At 39.8% G+C, this 19,320-nt stretch carries 14 protein-coding genes and 1 riboswitch; of the genes, 2 read left to right on the top strand and 12 right to left on the bottom strand.

The window, feature by feature from the left end:
* Nucleotides 1–28: 28 nt before the first annotated feature.
* Together uvrA and uvrB are read right to left on the bottom strand one after the other, a co-directional pair.
* The gene (gene uvrA / locus FPV17_RS16095) at nucleotides 29–2,890 is read right to left on the bottom strand and encodes an excinuclease ABC subunit UvrA (protein WP_144559449.1); all 2,862 of its coding nucleotides are present in this window, start codon (nucleotides 2,888–2,890) and stop codon (nucleotides 29–31) included.
* A gap of 4 nt (nucleotides 2,891–2,894) precedes the next feature.
* The gene (gene uvrB / locus FPV17_RS16100; RefSeq protein ID WP_035394633.1) at nucleotides 2,895–4,877 is read right to left on the bottom strand and encodes an excinuclease ABC subunit UvrB; all 1,983 of its coding nucleotides are present in this window, start codon (nucleotides 4,875–4,877) and stop codon (nucleotides 2,895–2,897) included.
* Between the two features lie 278 nt (nucleotides 4,878–5,155).
* A riboswitch (FMN riboswitch) is annotated at nucleotides 5,156–5,281 on the top strand.
* 111 nt (nucleotides 5,282–5,392) lie between these two features.
* Between uvrB and FPV17_RS16105 the strand changes: the two genes are divergently transcribed.
* Entirely contained in the window at nucleotides 5,393–6,373 is a 981-nt protein-coding gene (locus FPV17_RS16105; protein WP_144559450.1) for a DMT family transporter, read from the top strand.
* A gap of 48 nt (nucleotides 6,374–6,421) precedes the next feature.
* Here the strand turns inward: FPV17_RS16105 and FPV17_RS16110 are convergent, their stop codons facing one another.
* The 10 genes from FPV17_RS16110 to FPV17_RS16155 all read right to left on the bottom strand — a co-directional run bounded on the left by FPV17_RS16110 (nucleotide 6,422) and on the right by FPV17_RS16155 (nucleotide 17,801).
* Nucleotides 6,422–7,594, bottom strand: a complete 1,173-nt coding sequence (locus tag FPV17_RS16110) for a PDZ domain-containing protein (protein ID WP_144559451.1) — start codon at nucleotides 7,592–7,594, stop codon at nucleotides 6,422–6,424.
* 84 nt (nucleotides 7,595–7,678) lie between these two features.
* Nucleotides 7,679–9,145, bottom strand: a complete 1,467-nt coding sequence (locus tag FPV17_RS16115) for a S41 family peptidase (protein ID WP_144559452.1) — start codon at nucleotides 9,143–9,145, stop codon at nucleotides 7,679–7,681.
* Nucleotides 9,146–9,296: 151 nt separating this feature from the next.
* Nucleotides 9,297–10,700, bottom strand: a complete 1,404-nt coding sequence (locus FPV17_RS16120; RefSeq protein WP_144559453.1) for a murein hydrolase activator EnvC family protein — start codon at nucleotides 10,698–10,700, stop codon at nucleotides 9,297–9,299.
* A gap of 30 nt (nucleotides 10,701–10,730) precedes the next feature.
* Nucleotides 10,731–11,621 carry a permease-like cell division protein FtsX gene (ftsX, locus tag FPV17_RS16125; RefSeq protein WP_035394639.1) on the bottom strand — a complete coding sequence of 297 codons (891 nt, stop codon included), beginning with the start codon at nucleotides 11,619–11,621 and terminating at the stop codon, nucleotides 10,731–10,733.
* Nucleotides 11,611–12,297, bottom strand: coding sequence for a cell division ATP-binding protein FtsE (ftsE, locus tag FPV17_RS16130; RefSeq protein ID WP_144560512.1), 687 nt, complete (start codon nucleotides 12,295–12,297; stop codon nucleotides 11,611–11,613). Before ftsE ends, ftsX begins: the two co-directional genes overlap by 11 nt.
* A 282-nt stretch (nucleotides 12,298–12,579) precedes the next feature.
* Nucleotides 12,580–12,903 carry a c-type cytochrome gene (locus tag FPV17_RS16135; RefSeq protein ID WP_186370632.1) on the bottom strand — a complete coding sequence of 108 codons (324 nt, stop codon included), beginning with the start codon at nucleotides 12,901–12,903 and terminating at the stop codon, nucleotides 12,580–12,582.
* Between the two features lie 170 nt (nucleotides 12,904–13,073).
* Nucleotides 13,074–14,181, bottom strand: a protein-coding gene (gene prfB, locus FPV17_RS16140; RefSeq protein WP_186370633.1) for a peptide chain release factor 2 whose coding sequence is annotated in 2 segments (ribosomal slippage) — nucleotides 13,074–14,108 and nucleotides 14,110–14,181 — 1,107 coding nt in all. Because the reading frame shifts where the segments join, the coding sequence is not laid out codon by codon here.
* Between the two features lie 26 nt (nucleotides 14,182–14,207).
* A complete protein-coding gene (secA, locus tag FPV17_RS16145; RefSeq protein ID WP_035394643.1) occupies nucleotides 14,208–16,730 on the bottom strand; it encodes a preprotein translocase subunit SecA in 2,523 nt (840 codons plus the stop codon).
* A gap of 149 nt (nucleotides 16,731–16,879) precedes the next feature.
* Complete coding sequence (gene hpf, locus FPV17_RS16150) at nucleotides 16,880–17,446, bottom strand: ribosome hibernation-promoting factor, HPF/YfiA family (protein WP_035394645.1); 567 nt, start codon at nucleotides 17,444–17,446, stop codon at nucleotides 16,880–16,882.
* A gap of 157 nt (nucleotides 17,447–17,603) precedes the next feature.
* Complete coding sequence (locus tag FPV17_RS16155; protein WP_011247912.1) at nucleotides 17,604–17,801, bottom strand: cold shock domain-containing protein; 198 nt, start codon at nucleotides 17,799–17,801, stop codon at nucleotides 17,604–17,606.
* Nucleotides 17,802–18,410: 609 nt separating this feature from the next.
* On the opposite strand from FPV17_RS16155, the gene FPV17_RS16160 reads away from it, so the two are divergent.
* The gene (locus tag FPV17_RS16160; protein WP_144559456.1) at nucleotides 18,411–19,253 is read left to right on the top strand and encodes a DUF6612 family protein; all 843 of its coding nucleotides are present in this window, start codon (nucleotides 18,411–18,413) and stop codon (nucleotides 19,251–19,253) included.
* Nucleotides 19,254–19,320 lie beyond the last annotated feature (67 nt).

Consider the following 19,320-nt stretch of genomic DNA (forward strand, 5'->3'; position numbering starts at 1 on the left):
AGGTCACATGTTTCATTTTCCCTAAAATTTATGATGAAAACTCGAATTTTTCTGCGTACCGCGCTTTATCTCTTTCCAATATTGGTTTTAAATACCGGCCAGTATAGGAACCTTCTACTTCAGCCACCGCTTCAGGAGTACCTTGCGCAACGAGCTGTCCGCCACCAGTTCCACCTTCTGGTCCAAGATCAATAATATGATCCACAGTTTTAATGACATCGAGATTATGTTCAATAACAAGTACCGAATCGCCATTATCAACAAGTCGTTGAAGAACACGCAATAACCGATCAATATCATCTACATGTAAGCCTGTTGTTGGTTCATCCAATATATAAAGGGTTCTTCCAGTCGGGCGTTTATGAAGTTGCGATGCTAGCTTGACTCGCTGAGCTTCTCCACCTGATAACGTTGTTGCTGGTTGACCAAGACGAACATAGCCTAAGCCGACATCAATAAGCGTTTGGATTTTACGCTTAATTTTTGGAATGCTACCAAAAAACTCAACGCCTTCTTCTACTGTCATTTCAAGCACATCAGCAATCGTTTTATTTTTATAGGTCACTTCTAGCGTTTCTCGGTTATAGCGTTTCCCGTGGCACACTTCACATGGGACATACACGTCAGGTAAAAAGTGCATTTCAATCTTAATAATCCCATCACCTTTACAAGCTTCACATCTTCCACCTTTTACGTTAAAGCTGAACCGGCCCTTTTTATATCCTCTGACTTTTGCTTCGTTTGTTAATGCAAATACATCACGAATATCGTCAAACACACTCGTATACGTTGCTGGATTTGACCTAGGCGTTCGTCCAATTGGTGATTGATCAATATCAATGACCTTGTCCATTTCTTCAATACCGACAATTTCTTTGTGCTTTCCTGGCTTCTCTTTAGCACGATGAATTTTTTGCGCTAATGATTTATGAACAATTTCATTAACCAGCGTACTTTTACCGGATCCCGAAACACCGGTAATAGCAGTAAACACACCTAAAGGAAACGTAACATTGATATTCTTTAAGTTGTTTTCTGTTGCACTTTTGACCACGAACTGCCTACCCGTAAGTGGTCTCCGTTCGGTTGGCACATGAATAAATTTTTCCCCAGCCAAATATTGACCTGTTAATGAGTTCGGATCGTCAATAAGCTCTTGGGGTGTACCTTGTGCCGTTACATAGCCACCATGTACACCTGCACCTGGCCCGATATCAATAATGTGATCAGCCGCTAGCATTGTGTCTTCATCGTGTTCAACGACAATCAAAGTATTTCCTAAATCACGCATCCGCTTTAACGTTTCAATTAAACGATCATTATCTCTTTGATGTAATCCAATAGAAGGCTCATCGAGAATGTACAGCACCCCCATGAGAGAAGAGCCGATTTGAGTTGCTAAACGAATTCGCTGTGCTTCTCCGCCTGATAACGTGCCAGCAGCTCGTGATAACGTTAAATAATCAAGCCCAACATTAATGAGAAAACCAATTCGGTCTTCTATTTCTTTCAAAATTAACCTTGAAATTGAACGATCTTTTTCAGATAGCTCTAATGTTTGCATAAACTGCAGTGCATCCGTACATGAGTATTGGTTCACTTCACCTAAATGCTTCCCACCTACAAAAACAGCTAACGCTTCTTTCTTTAAACGGTACCCTTTACACGTGGGACAGTTTTTTTGCGACATATACGTTTCCATTTGTTCACGAATGTAATCAGAGCTGGTTTCTCTATATCTACGACCAACATTTGCAAGCACACCTTCAAATACAATCATATGCTCACGTACGCGACCAAAGTCATTTTCATAATGAAAGAAGATCTTTTCTTTTCCGCTGCCGTTTAAAATAATGGATTGATGTTTTTCTGGAAGCTGATTAAACGGCACATCCATGTCTATCGAGAAATGCTCACATACTGCCTCAAGTAATTGTGGATAGTAATTCGAACTTGTTGGCTCCCACGGCGCAACAGCATGATCTCTCAATGTCCTGTCAGCATCCGGTATGACAAGCTCAGCATCGACTTCCTGCTTCACACCTAGTCCGTCGCAAGTTGTACAAGCACCGTATGGGCTATTAAACGAAAAAAATCTCGGCTCTAGCTCAGGAATGGAAAAACCACATTCTGGACAAGCGTGATGCTGGCTAAAGAGTAATTCTTCACCATCAATTACGTCAATTAACACTCGCCCTTCTGCGAGATTTAAAGCCGTTTCTAGAGAGTCAGCCATTCTTGTTTGAATGCCATCTTTTACAACGATCCTGTCAATGACGACTTCAACACTATGTTTTTTATTTTTATCAAGCTGAATATCGTCTGTCGCTTCTCTCATTTCACCATTGACACGCACACGTACAAATCCATCTTTTTTGATTTGATCAAATACTTTTGCGTGCGTTCCTTTTCGCCCCGATACCATTGGAGCAAGAATTTGCATTTTTGTACGTTCAGGGAACTGCAACAATTGATCGACCATTTGCTGAATCGTTTGTGAAGTGATCTCTATACCGTGCTTAGGGCAGATCGGTTTTCCAATTCGAGCATAAAGAAGCCTAAGATAGTCGTGAATTTCAGTGACAGTCCCCACCGTTGAACGTGGGTTTCGACTCGTTGTTTTCTGATCAATTGAAATGGCTGGAGACAGTCCCTCAATGGCATCAACATCAGGCTTATCCATCTGTCCTAGAAATTGACGAGCATAAGCGGACAATGATTCTACATAGCGTCTTTGGCCTTCCGCATAAATGGTATCAAACGCTAAGGAAGACTTTCCAGACCCAGACAAGCCTGTCAAAACGACTAGCTTTCCTCTAGGAATGGATACATCCATATTTTTTAAATTATTTGATCGTGCACCTTTAACGATAATCTCTTCTTGTGCCATACCGTCATCCTTCCGCTTTAAGCTCTAACAGCATATCTCGAAGCTCTGCTGCCCGCTCGAAGTTTAAGTCTTTTGCCGCTTGCTTCATTTCTACTTCTATTTGAGCAATTGTTTTTTCGCGTTCTTTTTTCGTCATTTTTTGTTGCGGTTTCTTCGTTACGTCATATTCCCCTTCATCTTCAGCAGCATAGGTCGCTTGCACCACATCCGGGATTTTCTTTTGAATTGTTTGTGGCGTAATGCCGTGTTTTTTATTAAAGGCTTCTTGAATTTCTCGACGACGTTTTGTTTCACTAATCGCGACTTCCATTGAACCGGTTATTTTATCTGCGTACATAATAACTCGACCGTGTTCATTTCGAGCAGCACGTCCAATTGTTTGAATAAGAGATCGCTCTGCACGTAAGAATCCTTCTTTATCAGCATCTAAAATCGCGACAAGAGATACTTCTGGAATATCTAACCCTTCTCTTAATAAATTGATCCCAATAAGGACATCAAACGTCCCCAATCGAAGCTGACGAATGATCTCTAGACGGTCTAACGTTTTTACTTCTGAATGTAAATAACGAACTTTAATTCCAAGTTCCTTTAAGTAGTCCGTTAAGTCCTCAGACATTTTTTTCGTTAAGGTCGTCACTAAGACACGTTCGTCACGCTCAATCTGCTCATGGATTTCTCCAATTAAATCATCAATTTGCCCTTCAATTGGTCGGACTTCAATTGGTGGATCAAGCAAGCCAGTTGGTCGAATAATTTGTTCAACCATCTCAGGAGTGTGCTCTAGCTCATACGGGCCAGGCGTAGCCGATACGTAAACGGCTTGACTTATTTTTTCTTCAAATTCAGCGAATTTTAATGGTCTGTTATCGAGTGCAGACGGCAAACGAAAGCCATGGTTAACGAGTACTTCTTTTCGCGCTCGGTCACCATTGTACATCCCTCTTACTTGCGGTAATGTTACGTGAGATTCATCCATAATTAATAGAAAGTCTTCTGGAAAGAAATCAATTAACGTGTACGGGGTTGCCCCTGACTCACGTAAGGTTAAATGCCTAGAATAGTTTTCAATGCCTGAACAAAATCCCATCTCCGCCATCATTTCAAGATCATAGCGTGTTCGTTGCTCAAGTCTTTGTGCTTCAAGCAACTTTCCATCCGCATGAAGCGCTTTTAATCGTTCTTCTAGTTCGGCTTCAATATTTTCAATTGCTTTTTTCATTTTTTCTTCACGGGTAACAAAGTGAGAGGCTGGAAAAATCGATACATGGTTTCGCTCTCCCTTGATCTCTCCAGTTAATGCATCGACTTCGGTCATACGATCAACTTCGTCACCGAAAAATTCCACTCGAATACATTGCTCGTCTCTAGATGCCGGGAAGATTTCAACCACATCGCCTCTTACTCGGAATGTTCCACGTATAAAATTCAAATCGTTACGATCATACTGAATATCGACAAGGCGTCGTAATAATTCATTCCGATCCATTTCCATCCCGGTACGAATGGACAAGACAAGATCCCGGTATTCTTCCGGGTTCCCTAAACCATATATACACGATACACTCGCTACAATAATGACATCCCGTCTCTCAAACAACGCACTAGTAGCTGAGTGCCGTAACTTATCAATTTCATCATTAATACTTGCGTCTTTTTCAATAAACGTATCAGAAGAAGGTACATATGCTTCCGGTTGATAATAATCGTAATAGCTAACAAAATACTCAACCGCATTATGAGGAAAAAACTGTTTAAATTCACTATAAAGCTGACCTGCTAGTGTTTTATTATGGGCCATAATGAGCGTCGGCTTATTCACTGCTTGAATGACGTTGGACATCGTAAACGTTTTTCCTGTACCCGTTGCACCTAATAACGTTTGATGCCGATCCCCATTTTCAATTGCACGTACAATTTTTTCTATTGCAGTTGGTTGATCACCTTGTGGCGAGTAGTCTGATACTAATTGAAACGTTTGATCCATCGTCTTTAGAACTTATCAAATAACAATCTTTCTTTTGATAAGCTCACCCCTCCTTTGCAAAAGAACATGATCCTACTGGTATTCCCATTTTAGCGTCGTTAAAAACCCAATCAATTCATTTCCTGTAAACACACGTTCGCTTAAGTATACCACAAGAATGAAGACTTGCACCAACATTTACGAACGCACGTGCGCAACCAAAAATTGCTAACAAACAAATTTCTAGACGCTTTTAAAAAAATCCAGTATGATAACGGTAGATTATATACAAATTGAATAGGTATCTTCGGGGCAGGTGAAATTCCTGACCGGCGGTTAAAGCCCGCGACTCCGCATAATTATATGTGGACTGATTTGGTGAAAATCCAAAGCCGACGGTATAGTCCGGATGGGAGAAGATCAAATAGAAAGAACATAGTCTTTACTATGTTTATTTCTCCAGCCCTGAACACAACATTGTCCAGGGCTTTTTGATTTCTACAGAAGACCTTTTCATTGAAAAGGAGCTCACAGCTGTGAATGAACAACCGCAATCAAATAAGACGTTTTGGTTTATCGTGATTGGTGCCGCCTTTTGGGGGATTAATCCACTTTTTCGTATTTTGCTACTTGATACGATGACGTCTTTACAAATTGTTTTTATTGAACACATTATTTTAGCTTTTATTGCGATTCCCATCCTTTTAAAGTTTAAAGGTGATTTAAAGAAACTTAGCTTTAAAGATTTAGGAGCGCTTCTGTTTATTTCTTGGGGAGGCTCTGCTTTTGCCACTCTTTTATTTACACAAGGGTTAACTATTGCTGCATCTAGTGGTGAGATTAATTCAGTATTGCTATTACAAAAATTGCAGCCGCTATTCGCCATCACCCTTGCGCACTTTCTTTTAAAAGAAAAACTGCCGCAGCATTTCGGCGTTTACGTACCGATTGCGCTAATTGGGACATACCTGTTAACATTTGGCTTTTATTTCCCGATCAATAATCCAGGGGAAATATTTCAACTAGGTAGTTTGTACGCCATCGGAGCAGCAGCACTTTGGGGTGGCTCGACGGTAATGGGACGTATCTTACTAAAGAAATGTCGCCACGAGACTGTTACTGCACTACGGTTTTTACTTGCACTTCCATTACTCGGTGTCTTAATAAGCGTATCTCCTGATATGTGGGCAAGCCCTGAATCAACCATTGCATTAACGTTCATTGCCCTTAATTTACTTGCTTCAGCATTATTACCTGGTCTTGTGTCCATGCTGTTATACTATCGTGGGTTACAGTCTGTTAAGGCCTCCGTTGCTACAATTGCTGAACTAAGCTTTCCAATGACAGGGTTGCTTGTATCATGGATTACCCTTCAAGAAACCGTAACAATTGCCCAGCTAATTGGATTCGCCCTCATTTGGTTTGTTCTATTTAAAATCTCTAAGCAACAAGACACGATCTCTCAGCTACCACCTGTAAAAAAGCGTAAAAAAAGCGCGCTTCAACCATTAAAATAAAATTAATGCGTAAAGACCTTCCACAAAAATGGAAGGTCTTTTTATTCGCTAGATAATTGAGTTACTTAGCTTTTCTTGTTTGCGAACAAGCAATACACCAAGCTGATAGTGCTCTCCGCTATAAAGCGGTCCTTGTACAAAGCGCTTTTCTCCATTGACATCTTTCACTTCAATTTTACAGTAAACAGGGTTTTTTTGGAGCGCCTGATAAAGCGTCGTTTCATCATAAACCATTTGGCCATTTACCTTTGAAATTTCTTCTCCTAAAACAATCTTCATTTTATCAGCTGGACTGTTTGGTAAAACCCCAACCACTCGACAACTTTCTTCTTCCTCTGTAAAGAACGCGGTATCCTTCTTTTCTTTATGCCTAATGATCAATTGGCTTATAGCATGAATGAAGGCAATAACGCCTAGTATACTTACAAATAGCCATTCATTAGGGTAATAGAACAGAATAACAGTAGAGACAGTAGCTACTCCTGCAAGCAAGAAGTAAGCGCGTGTATATTGATAAAATCGTGTATCTAAGTGTGTACGGGATTGTTGTTTAAACCCTAGCAGGATTGGAAACAGAATTGGCTGAATAAACTCAGACCCTATAGAAAAAGTTGGCCAAGGCCAAGGTAGTACCAAAGCACTCTCTGGAATAAAAAAGACAACGGGGACAATCCATAAACGATTTATTTTATGGATCCCTATAAATCTTCCTCTTTTTCCTTTTTCAAGCTGTGGTGAAATGAGCCTTTTCCCGTTCATAGTTACAAGCATGGCTTGAGAAAACAATAACACCGCTACACTAAACGTAATGGCAGCATAAAGTAAGGACCCCTGGTCTCCACTTTCTGAAAAGGGAAACACCATGAACTGTGGAAAAACAACTAAATAAAGAGCAACAAGGAAAAAAACATATGTAGGCGTTAGCCAATGCATTTGTCCAGTAAGTAAAAGCAGCAACGTCGCTAATGCAATGGCCACAAGTATATCAGTCGGTACTACAACTCCCGCCGCAATGGTCACTATACTGACGAGAACACCCGTCACAACAGAAGGAATGGCACTTAACAAAAAATCAGCTCGCCGTGCATAAACTCGTGTATGAAACGATGACCGTTCTTGCTTCACTCGCCAATGAGCGATTATAAAAAGCGTAAAGAAGCCGATATAAACAATTGGATTCAAAAAAAAGCTAGCGACTGCAATTAGGATGGTTTCTACCATGAACTTGTCCTCCAACACTTACTTAAAAAGGGATATCTGTGCAATTCAATACAGATATCCCTTTTTTACTTTCAACAACATTTCTTAGGATGCTTGTTCCACCGCAAGCTCAATCGCTCGATTCAGTTGTGCATCATTCTCAACGTCTCTAATGTGCGCCTGTATTTCTTCTTGAATTTTTTGTGCGGTTGCTTCATCTAATTGACCAGTTTCATCTAAATCATGATCTTCTTGAAATTCCCTTACTGCCGTCTCTGTTTGTTCATCAAAGTAACCATCTGTACGTTCAATCGGATAATCAAGCCCTTCTAGCATACTTTGTGTACGTGCAATTTGGTCAGATACTTGATCCCTTTCGTAAGGTTCTTCAATAGAAAGAGCAACTGCATAAAAGTATTCAGGCTGGTCTACTTCTACAGTAGGCTCAACGCCTTCATGATCAATCGTGTTGCCTCCAGCTGTCAGCCAGCGATCGGTTGTAATCTTTAACGCACTGCCGTCCGTCATGCGAATTGATTTTTGTACAGTTCCTTTACCGAACGTTGTTTTTCCAACAAGATCATAGTCTCCAGATTCTTTTAAAGCAGCAGCTAAAATTTCAGAAGCCGATGCACTGCTTTCATTAATTAACCCGATAATCGGATAAGGCTTTCGTTCATCTAAACTTGATTCATAGCTTTCAATACTACCGTTGCTATGCTCAATCTGAACAATCGGCTTATTATCTGGGATAAGCAGATTACCAATATTTTGAGCACCATCTAAATAACCACCTGGATTACGACGAACATCTACAATCAGTCCATCAATTCCATCTTCCTCTAACTCTTGTAGCAATTCTTCAAATTGGGTACCTACATCTTCAGAGAATGACGTAATCTCAAGACGACCAATTACTTGACCATCTACTTCAAAAGTATCTGCTCGAACTGCATCAACTTGAATACGATCACGCTCAATGGTTACGTCAAATGGCTCATTTTGTTCGCCACGTTGAATGGTTAGAATAACTTCTGTACCGCCTTCACCACGAATTAATTGAACCGCTTCGTTAACTGAATAACCTTCTATTGATTCGCCATCAATTTCTAAAATTGCATCATTTGGCAATAAGCCGGCACGTTCAGCTGGAGATTCTCTCATCGGACTGATAATAGACACATAGCCATCTACCATACCTACTTCTGCCCCAATACCTTCAAAATGAGAGCTTAACGATTCCTGAAAGCTTGCCGCTGATTGAACATCCATATAATCTGAGAAGGGATCCTCTAACGTTTCAACCATACCATTAATAGCACCTTCAATAAGCTTTGTTCGTTCCACTTCAGACACATAATTATTTTCAATCGTTGTCAGGGCTGTTTCAAATTTCTCGATTAACTCATCATCATCCAAAATGACATCCGGTACATCAGAGTCATCGGCATTTGTTGCAGGCGGTGATTCATTCGCTCCACCAAGTTGGATTCCATCATTTATAAAAAAGATAGCAGCTACAGCAATAATCACCATTACCGATAACGTAAAAAACAACTGCTTTATTTTCAAAACACTTCACCACTCCCAATGAGTTAGACATCCAGTTCTCAACTAATACTTTTATTCTAAGTTGTTCAATCATTAATGTCAAAACACGTTTATCTTATTTTTGTCAAAACATTTAAAAATAGCGTCCATCGAAACGGACGCTATTTGTGTTTTATATATAATTCATTGGATCAACTGCATTTGATCGTGACCAGTTGAACGCTCCTTGGTGCACTTCAAAATGTAAATGAGCGCCAAATGAGTTCCCTGTATTCCCCATTGTACCAAGCTGTGTACCTTGTCCAACACGCTGACCTGCACTTACGTCAATTCGATCTAAGTGTGCATACACAGTAGAGTATTGTTGCCCATTCATTTGATGAGTAACAAGAACCCAGTTACCAAAGCCACCACTATGGTAACCAGCTTCAACAACCGTTCCATCTAAAACAGAAACAATCGGCACATCTCCACTTCGACCATTTTTACCAATATCAATACCCCAGTGCATTCTTCCACCGCGCATACCGTATTGAGATGTTACCGAACCTGTCGCTGGACGAATAAATGATGAAGAGTTATTTGCCGCTGGAGCAGCATTCTGAACGCTATTGTTTCCACTAGTTGAAGGAGACGCTTCTCTACTACTTGGCGCGTTTGCTGCTGGAGTAGACGCTTTCGTTGGCTCTGAAGCTGTCTCTACCTGTGCTGCATCAGCTGTTTGTTTTGCCTCACGCTCTTGACGTTCTTGTCTTTCTTTCTCTTCTTGCTTGCGGCGTTCTTCTTCTTCACGGGCTTTTTTCTGCTCTTCTTCCCATGCTGCTAGTTCTGCTTCAAGCGCATGTTCTTGTCCTTTAAGTAACTCTTCGTCAGAAATAATCGCATTTAGCTCTTGCTGAAGCTGTGTTTCTTTTTCGTTCAAATCATCTTGCAGACTATTTAATTCGTTCTTTTGAGAATCAAGCTCATTTTTAATTGTTACTAAAGCTGCTTTGTTCTCTTCAACTTTCGCTTTCTTCGCTTCTACCTCTTGTTTTGCGTTATGTAGACGCTCTTCATCAGCAATATGTTCGTCTAGTAACTCTTGGTCACTTTGAGCAATCGTTGTAATGGCACTTAACCGTTCAATAAAGTCACCAAAGCTTTGAGCACCTAAAAGCACTTCTAAATAGCTAACTTCACCATCGGACTCATACGTCGCAACTGCACGTTCCTGCAAAATCTCTCTTCGCTCTTCAATGCGTTCTTCAATAATGACAATTTCTTCTTCAAGAGCTTTAATTTCTTCCCCAAGTTGAATAAGCTCTTCTTCTGTTTCTTTTAACTTTTGCTCGTTTTCTTGTTGTTTAGCAGTTAATGCTTCAATTTCTGCCGAAAGTGCACTAAGCTCGCTTTCAAGCTCGGTAATCTCAGAGCGCGTTTCATTTGCAGATTCTTGCTTTGATACTTGTTCTTCACGAACCTGATCTAATTTTGTCTGAATTTCTGTGTTTGCCATCGCTGGCTGGAATCCTGTAAAAAGGAGAGCTACTGCCGCAGTAACTGCAACAGTCGCTCGAATTGTACGCTTTTTCAACCTTATTTCCCCCTTGATTTCTACACACGATTATACTTTTAAGAATTTACGAACAGACATGACGCTTCCCCATATTCCAACGCCAAGTCCTAAAACAACTAATAGAATGGAAAGCTGTAAGATTAATAGATTAGGTGCCAATAGTTCATACGGTACACCTTGTAAAAAGCTTGCTGACTCATTGTAGAGATACGTGTATCCAAAACTAATGAGGAGTATCGGAATAATGCTTCCTAACAGTCCGAGTAGCATCCCTTCAATTAGAAACGGCCAACGAACGAAGCTATCCTTCGCCCCTACTAGCTTCATAATTTGTATTTCACTTTTTCTTGCTAAAATGGTCAATTTAATTGTATTAGAGATTAAGAACATCGCTGTGAATAATAACGCCCCAATTACAACGGCTCCGGCTATTCTACCTGTATTGGTAATGGTAAACAGATCGGATATGATTTCTTCTCCATATGAGACGCGACCAATATAAGGATGTTCACCGATCGATTCTGCAATCTCTTCTGTAAACTGTGGTGTCGTCGCAATAATGCGTAGTGCGTCTCGCAACGGGTTGTCATCCCGTAAACTTCCCCAGTAGTCTTCTCCACCAGTGGACGCAATTAAATTCTCAAGTCCTTCTTCTTTATCAATGAACTCAACTTCGGCTACATCATACTCTGATTCGACTTCTTCCATAAGCTCATTTATTTCTGCTTCATCAGTACCGCGTTCAATGAAAGCTCGAATCTCGACATTTTCTTCAATCGTTGACGCAATGTGATTACCGTTTAAAAAAACAATCATAAAGAACCCAACGATTACGAGCATAACGGTAACAGCGCTAATAGAAGCAAATGTCATCCAGCCACTTCGTCCAATGTTTTTGAAGCCTTCACGGAGGTGGCGTTTTGGTGCATTAAACTTCATATCCGTAATTCCCCCTAGCTTCATCTCGAACAACGCGGCCAGCTTCAATGGCAATGACTCTGCGCTTCAAAGTATTCACAATTTCTTTATTATGAGTGGCCATAATAACGGTCGTTCCTAGCGCATTGACATTTTCAAGAATGTCCATAATGCTCCACGCTGTATCAGGATCAAGGTTACCTGTCGGTTCATCTGCAATTAAGATGTCAGGACGATTCACAACGGCTCGCGCAATGGCAACGCGTTGTTGCTCTCCTCCTGAAAGCTCACTTGGATAAAATTTAGCTTTACTTTTTATTTTTACTAAGTCTAGTACATCCATTACTTTTTGCTTAATCTTTGATGGGTCTTCTTCAATAACTTCTAAGGCAAAAGCAATATTCTCATAAACTGTCAACGATTGTAGAAGTTTGAAGTCTTGGAAAACCACCCCGACTCGCCTTCTTAGATGAGGAACTTCTTTTTGCTTTAATTGAGATAGGTTCACATTATCAATGTAAATCTCACCCTTAGATGCCTTCTCTTCTCGGTATAACAATCGTATAAATGTGGACTTACCGGCTCCACTTGGCCCAACAATGTAAACAAATTCGCCCTTATTAAACTCAATTGACATACCATTTATCGCTTTAACGCTATTTGGATACACTTTCCAAACATCGTTTAACTTAATCAAACTCACTTCATCACAGCCTTTAATAAAAAATGCCAAGGTCAATTTGTATTTTCGATCATCTATTGTACATATTCAGACATGCTTCGCGGTTATTATATCATTAGATCAATCTAGTAAATATTACATTTTTATTTCAGTTTGATGTTTCATGTCAAAAATGATCGGGTATACAATATGATTTTGTTGAAAAATGGAGGCTTTTTCAGGCGCAGACAACAAAAAAAGCGCTCATTTCGGAGTCACTTCTTAACCCATTCTTCCGACAGCACTTTTATCATTTTCCTAGCGTGCACTTAACCATTCCACTAGCGCTCTACGATCTTCTTCATCCAAATCTTGAGGCGGCATAAACCCTACCCCATTTACGATAATGGCTTCTATTTCACCAGCAGTTAGGTCAATGTCTAAAAGTGACGGACCTGATGCTCCTTGTAACTGATCGCCATGACAGTTTATACAGCTATTTTCTTTATATATCTGGTATCCATCGTCGTTAAAAATGATGTCCTCTTCATCTATGACATCGTTTTGCTTCGAGTCGTCTACTTCCGGATGACAAGCAGCTAATAAGATAAAGCAAAAAAGAATACAGCGTACAACTTTCAAGCCCATTCACTCCTTTCTATTCACAAATAAAAAGCGCATAGACGGTGTTTGTTATACAAGTAACAGCGACAACTAAAACAAGAATGGTATCCTTGTCAAGTTGGAGCGTTTCTTTTAAAACAACCGTCCCTAGCGCCAAATTATTTTCGCATCCATATAAAGCGTGTTAGTTAATCAATTCGAATGGTTTGCCTTAAGTATGCATCGATGAATGGGTCAAGTTCACCATCCATTACTGCATTCGAATTTCCATTTTCATGATTTGTCCGATGATCTTTCACCATTGAATAAGGATGAAAAACATATGAGCGAATTTGACTTCCCCAGCCGATATCTTTTTGCTCGCCGCGAATTTCTGCTAATTCACGTTCCTGCTCTTCAATCTTTAATTGGTATAGCTTTGCTTTCATCATCTTCATGGCTTGCTCACGGTTTTTAATCTGTGAACGTTCACTTTGACAAGTCACTACCGTATTTGTTGGCAAATGCGTAATACGAACTGCAGAATCTGTCGTATTAATATGCTGTCCACCGGCGCCACTCGCACGGTATGTGTCAATTTTCAAATCTTCTGTATTGAGCTCAATATCGACTGTATCGTCCAGCTCCGGCATTACTTCACACGAAACAAAGGATGTGTGTCTTCTTCCAGAAGAATCAAATGGCGAAATACGAACGAGACGGTGAACGCCTTTCTCTGCTTTTAAATAGCCGTAAGCATTATGACCTTTAATTAATAACGTTACGCTTTTAACACCAGCTTCTTCACCAGGTAAATAATCGAGGGTTTCAACAGAATACCCGCGTTTATCGGCCCAACGTGTATACATCCGCAATAACATAGAGGCCCAGTCTTGCGATTCAGTTCCGCCAGCTCCTGGATGTAACTCCAAAATAGCATTGTTTTTATCATATGGCTCACTTAGTAGCAGCTGTAGCTCAAACTGATTCATCTTTTCGATTAATGCGCGAACACCTTCTTCTAATTCATTCGCTAGCTCAGGATCGCCTTCTTCTCGCACAAGCTCTAAGCTAACTTCTAAATCTTCGTAGGCGTCAGACATATCTTTAAAGGTATGCACTTGCTCTTTCAACCCGTTCGTTTCTGCAATGACTTTCTGTGCCTCTTCTTGGCTATTCCAAAAATCAGGGTCTGTCATCTTCTCTTCTAACTCCGCAATCCGCTCTTCTTTATCTGCGACGTCAAAGAGACCCCCTAAAATCGGCTAATCGTTTCTCTAATGCCGCTAATTCTTGCTTAATTTCTACTAAATCCAAATCTTTCACCTCATTATTTAGTAACCTTAGCCATTCGCCCCACAGCAGTTTTTGTATTTCTTGCCGCTTCCGCAAACACAAGGGTCATTTCGTCCAATGTCTTCACCTTTACGAACTGGTTTCTTTTTAGCTTGCTTTTGCTCATTGTTTACTGATGGTTGAACGGCCTTACCTTGAGCAACTTCTTGTCGTTGTAAGTTTTGTTGTACTTCCGCTTTCATCACATACATCGATACTTCTTCTTCAATCTCAACAATCATTGCCTCGAACATATTAAACCCTTCAAATCGATATTCACGCAAAGGATCATTTTGGCCATATGCGCGCAAATGAATACCTTGACGAAGCTGATCCATTTGGTCAATGTGGTTCATCCACTTACGATCAACCGTTCTCAACATAATTACTTTCTCAAATTCACGCATTTGTTCAGGTGAAACCTCAGACTCTTTTTCGTGATAAGCAGCAAGTACTCTTTCCGTTACAAGTTCAATAACTTCTTCTTGTTCAAGTCCAGTGATTTCTTTTTCAGTTAACGCACCTTCACTTAACAATTGTCCATTAATATACGTCACAATAGCAGTTAAATCCCATTCTTCTTGTACGAGTGAATCTGGCGTGTGCGTTTGTACAACATGAGTGATCGTTGCTTTTAACATGTTTTTCACAATTGACTGTAAGTTTTCCGATTCCAATACTTCCATACGCTGCTTGTAAATAATTTCACGTTGTTCTCGCATGACATCGTCAAACTGCAAAATTTGTTTTCGTGCATCATAGTTATTTCCTTCAACTCGCTTTTGCGCAGTTTCTACCGCTCGGGAAACAAGCTTTGATTCAATTGGTTGATCTTCTTCCATTCCAAGCCGTTCCATCATATTACGCATATTATCTGAACCAAACCGTCTCATCAATTCGTCTTCCATTGACAGATAGAATTGCGAAGAGCCTACATCTCCTTGACGACCTGAACGGCCTCGAAGCTGGTTATCAATTCGACGTGATTCGTGTCGCTCTGTTCCTAATACGTGTAAGCCACCTAGATCTTTTACACCTGGCCCTAATTTAATATCCGTTCCACGACCAGCCATATTTGTTGCAATTGTTACAGCACCTTTGTGCCCTGCATTCTCAATGATTTCTGCTTCACGCTCGTGGTTTTTCGCATTTAATACATGGTGAGGAATGCGTTTCTTTGTTAACATCTTTGAAACAATTTCACTTGTATCAACGTTCACCGTACCAACTAGTACAGGCTGTCCTTTTTTGTGTAATTCAGCAATTTCATTAACAACCGCATTAAACTTCGCCTGCATCGATTTGTAAATCAAATCAGACCGATCATCACGAGCTACATCTTTATTTGTTGGAATAACCATTACGTCCATGCCGTAAATATTACGGAATTCTTCCTCTTCCGTTTTAGCTGTACCAGTCATACCTGCAAGCTTTTGATACATTCTAAAATAGTTCTGGAATGTAATGGACGCAAGCGTAATGCTTTCTTTTTGTACTTGCAAATTCTCTTTTGCTTCTAATGCTTGGTGAAGACCATCGCTATAGCGACGACCTTTCATTAAACGACCTGTAAATTGGTCAACAATGACAACTTCGCCATCTTCTACTACGTAATCCGCATCACGATGCATCGCCACATGAGCTTTTAATGACTGATTAATGTGATGATTTAAAGAAACGTGTTGTTGATCATAAAGGTTGTCAATATTGAATGCGCGTTCCGCTTTATTCACACCTTCGTCTGTTAACTGTACGGCTTTTGTTTTTTCATCGTACGTATAATCTTCATCTACTTTCAGAACCCTTACAAACGTGTTTGCTTGTCCATACAGCTTGGTTTTCCGTTCAACCGAACCAGAAATAATAAGCGGTGTCCGCGCTTCATCAATTAAAATGGAATCCACTTCATCAATAAGGGCAAAGTGAAGCGGACGTTGAACCATTTGATCTTTATATAGAACCATATTATCGCGAAGGTAATCGAACCCTAGCTCGTTATTTGTACTATACGTAATATCAGCAGCATACGCCTTTTGCTTTTCTTCTCTGGAGAGACCATTTTCATTCAACCCTACTGTTAGTCCCAAAAATTGGAATACGCGACCATAGTTGCCAAGGTCACGGCTCGCTAAGTAATTATTCACTGTCACAATATGAACACCCTTGCCAAGCAACGCTTGAACATAACAAGCAATTGTTCCTACAAGCGTTTTACCTTCACCTGTTTTCATTTCTGAAATGTTCCCTTGATGAAGGGCAAGGGCACCAAGAAGCTGCACACGGTACGGATATTCATTTAATACACGTTTAGCCGCCTCTCTTACTGTTGCGAGCGCAGGTACAACGACCTCATCAATTGAAGTACCTTCTTCAATTTGCTGTTTTAATTCTTGCGTTTTATTTCTCAATTGTTCATCGGAAAGCCTTGCCATTTCATCGGCTAGCGCCTCGACTTGATCAATAACTTTTTCATTTTTCTTTAATTGCTTTTGAGCAGGATCGCCTACTACTTTTCGAAGTAAACCGAGCATATTCATCTTCCTCTCTTAACGGCAATACACACTACATGACTTTTTTTGGGTTTATCATACTTATATTAGCAGTTTAGACACCGGCTTACAAGACTGCCTACTTGTGCACAGCATTAAAAAGTGCCAGCTATTAGCTGACACTTTTATTTTTATGCTTCAGATTCAATTAAACCGTATTTGCCGTCTTTTCGACGGTAAACAACGTTCGTGCTGCCGCTATCAGCATCTGAGAAGACGAAGAAATTATGTCCTAGCAGATCCATCTGTAAAATAGCTTCTTCAGCATCCATCGGCTTTAAGTTAAAGCGCTTCGTTCGAACAACCTGCAGATCATCTTCTTCATACTCTTCTTCAATGATCTCCTCACGAAGTGGCTCTAGTTCATTTTTGAACATATGCTTGAGGCTACCCTCTTGTCTGAACTTACGATTTACCTTTGTTTTGTGCTTTCGAATTTGGCGTTCCAACTTTTCGACGACTACGTCGATTGCTGCATACATATCCGCATTTGTTTCCTCGCCTCTTAATAATAGCCTAGGCATCGGAATCGTAACCTCTATACTTGATTCGCTACTATTAATAAGCTGTAGCTTTACATTTACATCAGCCACAGGAGTTGTGTCGAAATAGCGTTCAAGCTTACCGACTTTCTTCTCTACATACTCCCTAATTGCTGGTGTTACTTCAATGTTCTCACCACGAATATTATAATGCATCGTTGAACTCCTCCTTTTCCCTTGCTTACTTCTACATTTCCCTCTAAAATCCTTCTTAAACATTAAAAATATGACAAAAAAAACACAAAAAACTCACCCTACTAATGGTAGAGTGAGTTGAGATTAGCTATTATTCATATCCTTACAGGAATGTGAATTAAAGCTTTACTACGTTTGCAGCTTGCGGTCCGCGAGCGCCTTCAACGATTTCGAATTCTACATCTTGACCTTCATCAAGAGTTTTGAATCCATCAGAATTGATTGCAGAGAAATGTACGAATACGTCATCTCCGTCTTCACGCTCGATAAAACCAAAACCTTTTTCTGCATTAAACCATTTAACTTTTCCTTGCATGTTTCACATTCCCTTCGTTACATAAAATTCAATGTATGGTGTTATACCACAGTTTCAATATACCAGTACGATTCTTATAAGTCAAACTCTTTCTTCAAATGGCACAATAGGCATTTGTCTAATTCTGTCGATACAGATAGCCCTTTTTGTTAACGCTTTCTTAAAACTGTTACTAGAATAAAAGGTTTACGTATCTTGTGAAAATAAGAGAGAATATGAAATTTGTCGAAATCTTTTTAGAAATTCTTTAAATGAGTATTCTAACTGAAATTAAAAAAGAGCTCTTAACACTTCCATTGTTAAAGAACAATAAAACAAAGTTTCTCAAATAAGAGGGCAATGGTAAGAAAGCAAATAGCTTGAACCTTCCTTTTTAATCAGTAAATTATGAAATCCATTTACTTTATGAGCGTAATATAGTTTAACCGTGTTTCTTCATTTAATTGTTAATTCTACCCGTAAGTGGTCTCAATATCCCCCTCCCTCAAAAACCTTGGTTCTATTTTCCTATTTGCATTCAAGAGCAGGTTTGTTACAATATCACAAGCGCTTGTAACATAAATGTAATATTTTGTAGCGCTAACTTAAACCAACCAGGAGTAGATGACTATGTTACACAGAAACTGGCTCTATTCAGGTGTGACCTTATCAATCCTTCTTGGAGCATGTTCTATAGAGGATGTTGAACAAGAGGAGACACTCATTTTATCTGATGAGATTGAAGATAAAGAGGATATGTTCGTTAATCAAAGTCAGTCGATTATTAAAAACACGATTGACGTAGAAAAAGAACTTAAAAATTATCAAGCTACTATAAAGATAACAGACTTTATTTCTTCCCAAACGAAGCAAGTAGAGAAAGTGACAGAAGGAGCATTGGCTTATCAAAAAGAACCTGAAGTCACATACACTACCTTTTCTCGTTATGGCTTAGACCAAGAGGGAAATGAAGGAAAAGTAGAGGAATCTCTTAGTGTTGTAGCTACAGATGAATCACTTTTTTCTAATCATAATGGTCAAGGCTGGGAAGAATTGAATAGCGACGTCGAGTTAAGTTCACTCTTATCTTTAAATTATTCTCCTAAAGCTCAGTTATCTCTATTACAAGGCATTTCAGAGTTTGTAAGTGTTCGTGAATACGACGATCTTTATATACTATCTATTGAAGCAAACGGTGATGATCTTGATGATATGGCTTTACATATGGAGCTGTTTGATCAATCGTTACTCGGTATTGAAGACATTGCTCAACATGAGAGCACTTTCGAAGTGTCACAGCTAGACTTTATGCTGTTTATAAATAAAGATAGCTTTCAACTCGAAAAGTCTACTACTGTATTTGAATTTGTTATACATGCTCCTGATGAAGAGTACGCCGTTCGAAAAAATGTAACGGTAACACGTCCATCTGTGAACAACCCAGAGGGAATTCACTATCCTTCTGTCCATTAACAGGTATCCTAAAAAAGCCCTCACTTGAAATTAGTGAGAGGCTTTATTTTTATACATTGAAGCAAAG

Origin of the sequence: Shouchella miscanthi, from assembly GCF_007725405.1 — a bacterium.
Classification (GTDB): domain Bacteria; phylum Bacillota; class Bacilli; order Bacillales; family Bacillaceae_D; genus Shouchella; species Shouchella hunanensis.

Bases quoted from the DNA above. Each gene is read 5' to 3' on its own strand.
- uvrA (WP_144559449.1), bottom strand. From the start codon at position 2,890: ATGGCACAAGAAGAGATTATCGTTAAAGGTGCACGATCAAATAATTTA.
- uvrB (WP_035394633.1), bottom strand. From the start codon at position 4,877: ATGGATCAAACGTTTCAATTAGTATCAGACTACTCGCCACAAGGTGAT.
- FPV17_RS16110 (WP_144559451.1), bottom strand. From the start codon at position 7,594: ATGGTAGAAACCATCCTAATTGCAGTCGCTAGCTTTTTTTTGAATCCA.
- ftsX (WP_035394639.1), bottom strand. From the start codon at position 11,621: ATGAAGTTTAATGCACCAAAACGCCACCTCCGTGAAGGCTTCAAAAAC.
- secA (WP_035394643.1), bottom strand. From the start codon at position 16,730: ATGCTCGGTTTACTTCGAAAAGTAGTAGGCGATCCTGCTCAAAAGCAA.
- hpf (WP_035394645.1), bottom strand. From the start codon at position 17,446: ATGCATTATAATATTCGTGGTGAGAACATTGAAGTAACACCAGCAATT.
- FPV17_RS16155 (WP_011247912.1), bottom strand. From the start codon at position 17,801: ATGCAAGGAAAAGTTAAATGGTTTAATGCAGAAAAAGGTTTTGGTTTT.
- FPV17_RS16160 (WP_144559456.1), top strand. From the start codon at position 18,411: ATGTTACACAGAAACTGGCTCTATTCAGGTGTGACCTTATCAATCCTT.